The organism is Desulfurivibrio nitratireducens, assembly GCF_044068515.1.
In the GTDB taxonomy this organism is placed as follows: Bacteria; Desulfobacterota; Desulfobulbia; order Desulfobulbales; family Desulfurivibrionaceae; genus Desulfurivibrio.
Genome location: NZ_JBIPKI010000073.1, coordinates 1 through 5,889, shown reverse-complemented (window position 1 = coordinate 5,889; position 5,889 = coordinate 1). Strand labels below are relative to the sequence as shown.

At 63.0% G+C, this 5,889-nt stretch carries 7 protein-coding genes; all 7 read left to right on the top strand.

The genetic code is table 11. The features are described from left to right. Positions 1–276, top strand: a 276-nt coding sequence (locus tag ACHHTY_RS11640) for a PIN domain-containing protein (RefSeq protein WP_395494332.1), incomplete at its 5' end; no start/stop codon positions are given. A gap of 4 nt (positions 277–280) precedes the next feature. Continuing rightward, positions 281–538, top strand: a complete 258-nt coding sequence (locus ACHHTY_RS11635; protein ID WP_395494330.1) for a hypothetical protein — start codon at positions 281–283, stop codon at positions 536–538. 434 nt (positions 539–972) lie between these two features. Further along, positions 973–1,200 (top strand): AbrB/MazE/SpoVT family DNA-binding domain-containing protein, encoded by a 228-nt coding sequence (locus tag ACHHTY_RS11630; protein WP_395494329.1) that lies wholly within the window; start codon positions 973–975, stop codon positions 1,198–1,200. Next, complete coding sequence (locus tag ACHHTY_RS11625) at positions 1,200–1,607, top strand: type II toxin-antitoxin system VapC family toxin (protein WP_395494333.1); 408 nt, start codon at positions 1,200–1,202, stop codon at positions 1,605–1,607. The genes ACHHTY_RS11630 and ACHHTY_RS11625 overlap by 1 nt, the downstream gene beginning before the upstream one ends. 42 nt (positions 1,608–1,649) lie before the next feature. After that, entirely contained in the window at positions 1,650–4,856 is a 3,207-nt protein-coding gene (carB, locus tag ACHHTY_RS11620) for a carbamoyl-phosphate synthase large subunit (protein ID WP_395494328.1), read from the top strand. Between the two features lie 89 nt (positions 4,857–4,945). Then, positions 4,946–5,383, top strand: a complete 438-nt coding sequence (locus ACHHTY_RS11615) for an NUDIX hydrolase (protein ID WP_395494327.1) — start codon at positions 4,946–4,948, stop codon at positions 5,381–5,383. Then, on the top strand, positions 5,380–5,889 hold a 510-nt coding region (thiD, locus tag ACHHTY_RS11610), incomplete at its 3' end, for a bifunctional hydroxymethylpyrimidine kinase/phosphomethylpyrimidine kinase (RefSeq protein ID WP_395494326.1). The genes ACHHTY_RS11615 and thiD, both read left to right, overlap by 4 nt.

Sequence of the window (5,889 nt, the reverse complement as noted above, 5' to 3'; positions counted from 1 at the left end):
CGCTGTGGCAATCGGGAACGGCTAAATCGGGATGAGCTTGAGAGCTTTCTTGATTCCCCCCGCGTCGAACTCCTGCCTGTCGAAGAGGAGACGGCAGAATTCTATGCCCAGATTTTTGCCGATTTGAAGCTCCGTGGCCGCCCCATACCCACCAATGATTTGTGGATTGCCGCCAGCGCCATGCAGCACGGCCTGGCGCTGGCTACTTACGACGATCATTTCAGCAGCGTCAGCGGCTTGCTGCTGGTTGAGAAGACAGCAAGAATCGGAGGATAAAACCATGTCCACCATTACTTTACGCGGAGTTGATCCCCAACTTGCTCAAAGCTTGAAGGAGCGGGCTAAACAGGAAAACAGCAGTGTCAACGCCCTGCTGCTGACCATTATCAAGGAATCGCTCGGGCTGGAGAAAAAACAACGCCGCAAGCGCTACAATGATCTGGATCATCTGGCCGGCACCTGGAGTGAGCGGGACGCCGCTGAATTTGAGCAGGCTATAAGCAGCTTTGAAACGGTGGATGAAAATCTCTGGCAATAGAGCTTTTTTTCGTGCTATGCGCCATCGTTTCCGAAGCAATTGACTGGTGTTGGCCAGCGGCAATGCCCGCCATTTTGCGCGCATCCCCGGCCTGACCATTGAATGAATGAAGAAGGTCTGCTCGGGTAATGATTTCGGTAAGCAAAAAACAACTATGCAAATTAAGGAAACGCGATAACGGCACAGTCCCGTTTACCTGCCTAGGTCCGGCCGGCCGGAGCAGCTTCGGAAGCGCAGAAAGGCCGATCAAAATGTATGGCACTTGCGATGTCCCGCCGTCCCCCGCCGTAAATGGCGGTTGTACTTGTGCTTGACAAATATCCGGTTATATTGTGGCGCCGTCACGTCCGGAGAGCCGGGCAAGCTGGGTTGTCTTGACGGCCGCCCCGGCCTGCGATATGGTAATACCATAACAAGTAATACCGGAGGCGGCCATGCGCATCACCAGCAAGGGACAGGTAACCATTCCGCGGGAAGTACGAGAAAAATTCGGCTTGTTGCCCCACACGGAGATCGAGTTCCGGGTAGAAGGCAACACGATCACCATCCATAAAAGCCAGGGCCCGGCCAAAAGGGGACGCGCCCTGGTGGAGCGGATGCGCGGCCGGGCCACCATCAGGATGAGTACCGCGGAAATCATGGCGTTGACCCGAGGGGAATGATGAGCACCGGGGTGCTGGTTGACAGCAATGTGCTGCTCGATATCCTCGAGGAGGATCCCCAGTGGTTTTCCTGGTCGGCGGAGCGCCTGGCGGATTGCGCGGAGCGCTTTCAGCTCATCATCAATCCGGTGATTTACGCCGAAGTTTCGGTGGGTTTTGCCCGGATCGAGGAACTGGAAGACGCCCTGCCCCAAGCCGACTTTGCCCGCCGGCCCCTGCCCTGGGAAGCCGCCTTTCTCGCCGGGAAATGCTTTGTCCGCTACCGGCGGGCCGGAGGGCGGCGCCGCTCGCCCCTGCCGGATTTTTTTATCGGCGCTCATGCCGCCGTGGAGGGACTTGCCCTGTTGACCCGCGATGCCGCCCGTTACCGGAGCTATTTCCCCCGTCTTGAATTGATTGCCCCCTGATGAGGCCTTGAATATCTTTTTCCCCCCAAACGAGGAACAACCATGCCCAAACGAGAGGATATCCAGAGCATTCTGATCATCGGTTCCGGCCCGATCATCATCGGCCAGGCCTGCGAGTTTGATTATTCCGGCACCCAGGCCTGCAAGGCCCTGCGTAAACTGGGCTACCGAATTATCCTGGTCAACTCCAACCCGGCCACGATCATGACCGATCCGGGCATGGCTGATGCCACCTACATCGAACCTCTCAACGTGGCCAAGCTGACCGAAATCATCGCCAAGGAGCGGCCCGACGCCCTGCTGCCCAATCTCGGCGGCCAGACGGCCCTGAACCTCTCCATGGCCCTGGCCGAGGCAGGGGTGCTGGACCAGTACAAGGTTGAGGTCATCGGCGTCAATCTGGCGGGGATCAAACGGGGAGAGGACCGCGAGACCTTCAAAGAGACCATGGCCGCCCTCGGGATCGAGACCGCCCGCAGCGAAATCGCCACCACGTTGGACAGAGCCCGGGAAATCGTTCAGGAGCTCGGCCTGCCGGTGGTGATCCGGCCCGCCTACACCATGGGCGGAACCGGCGGGGGCTTTGCCTACAACCTGGAAGAGTTTGAAGACATCGCCGCCCGGGGGCTGGCCTTGAGCCCGGTCAGCCAGGTTCTCATCGAGGAATCGGTGCGGGGCTGGGAAGAGCTGGAAGTCGAGGTGGTCCGCGACGCCAAGAACCAGAAGATCTCGGTCTGCTTCATTGAAAACGTCGATCCCATGGGGGTCCATACCGGGGATTCCTTCTGCACCGCCCCGATGCTGACCATTTCCCCCGAGCTCCAGGCCCGGCTGGAGGATTACTCCCACCGCATTGTCGAGGCGATCGAGGTCATCGGCGGCACCAACGTCCAGTTTGCCCACGATCCCCAAACCGGGCGGGTGGTGGTGATCGAAATCAACCCGCGGACCTCCCGCTCCTCGGCCCTGGCCTCCAAGGCGACCGGCTTTCCCATCGCCCTGATCTCGGCCATGCTGGCCGCCGGCCTGACCCTGGATGAAATCCCCTACTGGCGCGACGGCACCCTGGAGAAATATACCCCCTCGGGGGATTACGTGGTCATCAAGTTTGCCCGCTGGGCCTTTGAAAAATTCAAGGGGGTCAAGGATCAGCTCGGCACCCAGATGAAGGCCGTCGGCGAAGTGATGAGCATCGGCAAGAACTACAAGGAGGCCTTGCACAAGGCGATCCGCTCCCTGGAAAACGGCCGTTACGGCCTGGGTTTTGCCGCCAATTTCAACAAGAAATCCCTGCCGGAGCTGCTGGATCTGCTGGTGGAGCCGAGCAGCGAGCGCCACTTCATCATCTATGAAGCCCTGCGCAAAGGGGCGAGCATCGAGCAACTGCGGGAGCGCACCCATATCAAGGCCTGGTTCCTCGAGCAGATGCGGGAGCTGGTGGAGCTGGAAGAGCAGATCCTCCCCTTCGCCGGCCAACTGCCCCCCGACGAGTTGCTGATCCAAGCCAAGAAGGACGGCTTTGCCGACCGCTACCTGGCCCAGATCCTCGGCATCGCGGAAACCGCCGTGCGCAAGCGCCGCCTGGCTCTCGGGCTGGCCGAGGCCTGGGACGCGGTGCCGGTCAGCGGGGTCGATGATGCCGCCTACTACTATTCCAGCTACAACTGCCCGGACCAGGTGCCGGTCAGCAAGCGCAAGAAAATCATGGTCCTCGGCGGCGGGCCCAACCGGATCGGCCAGGGCATCGAATTCGACTATTGCTGCGTCCATACCGCCTTCGCCCTGCGGGACGCGGGCTATGAGACGATCATGGTCAACTGCAACCCGGAAACAGTTTCCACCGACTATGACACCTCGGACAAGCTCTATTTCGAACCTCTCACCGTCGAGGATGTGCTGTCGATCTATCACAAGGAGCAGCCGGAGGGGGTGGTGGTCCAGTTCGGCGGCCAGACCCCGCTCAACATCGCGGCGGAACTGCAGGCGGCCGGGGTCAGGATCATCGGCACCAGCCCGGAGACCATCGACCTGGCCGAGGATCGCGAACAGTTCAACGCGATGATGAAGAAACTCGCGATCCCCCAGCCCGAATCGGGCATGGCGGCCAGCATCGGCGAGGCCCTGCTCATCGCCCAGCGCATCGGCTACCCCCTCATCGTCCGGCCCTCCTATGTCCTGGGCGGCCGGGCCATGGAGATCGTTCACGACGAGGATATGCTGCTTGAATACCTGCAGAAAGCGGTGGACATCTCCCCCGGCCGGCCGATTCTCATCGACTCCTTTCTGGTCGATGCCGTCGAGGCGGAGGCCGACGCCGTCTGCGACGGCCGCCGGGCCTTCGTTCCCGCCGTGATGGAGCATATCGAAATGGCCGGGGTCCATTCGGGCGACTCCGCCTGCGTAATCCCCCCGGTCAATATCGCGGCGAAGCACCTGGCGACGATCACCGAATATACCGAGCGGATCGCCCTGGAAATGGGGGTGGTCGGCCTGATGAACATCCAGTACGCCATCTATCGCGACCAGGTTTACATCCTGGAGGCCAACCCCCGGGCCAGCCGGACCGTGCCGCTGGTTTCGAAGATCTGCAACATCGCCATGCCCCGCCTGGCGGTGCAGGCGATGCTCGGCCAGCCCCTTGATCCGGCCCGGCTCAATTCGGGGCCGATCCCCTACTTCGGGGTCAAGGAGGCGGTTTTCCCCTTCAACATGTTCCCCGAGGTCGATCCGCTGCTCGGGCCGGAGATGCGCTCCACCGGCGAGGTCCTCGGCCTGGCCGCCAACTACGGCCTGGCCTTCTACAAGGCCCAGGAAGCCACCGGCACCAGCCTGCCCCTGGCCGGCACCGTGCTGCTCACCGTGGGGGAGCCGGACAAGCGCCCCATTCTCGAGGCCGCCCGGACCCTGGCCGCCTTAGGCTTTGTCCTGCTGGCCACCGAAGGCACCGCCAGTTTCCTCAACGACCAGGGGATCGCGGCGGAAGCGGTGAAGAAAATGCACGAGGGGCGCCCCAACCTTGCCGACCTGCTCAAAAACGGCGAGATCCACCTGGTGGTCAACACCCCGGTCGGCAAGCAGAGCCTGCACGACGATTCCTACATCCGCAAGACCGCGATCCGCTACAAGGTTCCCTACATCACCACGGTGGCGGCGGCCACGGCGGCGGCCAAGGGCATTGCCGCCCGGCTGCAGGGCAAGGGCGAAGTCCGGTCTCTCCAGTCCTACCATGCCGCCCTGGCGGCCAGATAGGTGACGGCCCTGCTTTGGCGCCGACTACGTATTCGGCGGCCCCCGGCCCCGGCCGGGGCGCCGCTGCTGCTGGCCGGCGGGATCCGGCGATGAGCGCGGCGGGAGATTATCCCGAGCATCCCCGGATGGGGGTCGGGGCGCTGGTGATCCGGGACGGCCGGGTGCTGCTGATCAAGCGCGGCAACCCCCCCGGCGAGGGGACCTGGACGGTGCCGGGCGGCCGGGTGCAACTCGGGGAAAGCCTGGCCGAGGCGGCCCGGCGGGAGGTTCGGGAGGAAACCAGCGTAACGGTGGCCATCGGCCGGCCCCTGGAACCCCTGGAGCTGATCGAACGGGATCCGGACCAGCGGGTGCGCTTTCACTATATCATCGTCAATTTCACCGCCGAATATCTGGCGGGGGAAGCGGTGGCCGGCGACGACGCCCTGGCGGCGGCCTGGCTGGCGCCCGACGATCTGGCCGGGTTGCCGCTCGGTCCCGGTACCCGGACCCTGCTGGCCAAGGTTTTTCCGGAGTATCTGCCATGAAAACGTATCGAAGGGTTCTGACCATCGCCGGCTCGGATTCCGGGGGCGGGGCCGGCATTCAGGCCGATCTCAAAGCTTTCTCCGCCCTGGGCTGCTACGGCATGACGGCCATCACCGCCCTGACCGCCCAGAATACCTGCGGGGTGACGGCCATCCACCCGGTGCCGGCGGCGATGGTCGGGGCCCAGATCGAGGCGGTGCTGACCGATATCGGAGTTGACGCGATCAAGATCGGCATGCTCAACACCCCCGAGGTCATCGAGGAAGTGGCCCGGCAACTGCGGGGCTGCGGAGCGGTTCCCATCGTGCTCGACCCGGTGATGGTGAGCAAGAGCGGCGCCAAGCTGCTGCACGACGAGGCCATCGCGGCCCTGCGGCAAATCCTGATCCCCCGGGCGACCATCATCACGCCCAATATCCCCGAGGCCGAGGTGCTGAGCGGCCAGACCATCCGGACCCGCGCTGAGTTCGAAACGGCGGCCGCGGCCCTGCTCAAGCTGGGGCCG

Coding starts and splice junctions, on each gene's coding strand:
- ACHHTY_RS11625 (WP_395494333.1), top strand. CDS start 1,200: ATGAGCACCGGGGTGCTGGTTGACAGCAATGTGCTGCTCGATATCCTC.
- ACHHTY_RS11630 (WP_395494329.1), top strand. CDS start 973: ATGCGCATCACCAGCAAGGGACAGGTAACCATTCCGCGGGAAGTACGA.
- ACHHTY_RS11635 (WP_395494330.1), top strand. CDS start 281: ATGTCCACCATTACTTTACGCGGAGTTGATCCCCAACTTGCTCAAAGC.
- ACHHTY_RS11615 (WP_395494327.1), top strand. CDS start 4,946: ATGAGCGCGGCGGGAGATTATCCCGAGCATCCCCGGATGGGGGTCGGG.
- carB (WP_395494328.1), top strand. CDS start 1,650: ATGCCCAAACGAGAGGATATCCAGAGCATTCTGATCATCGGTTCCGGC.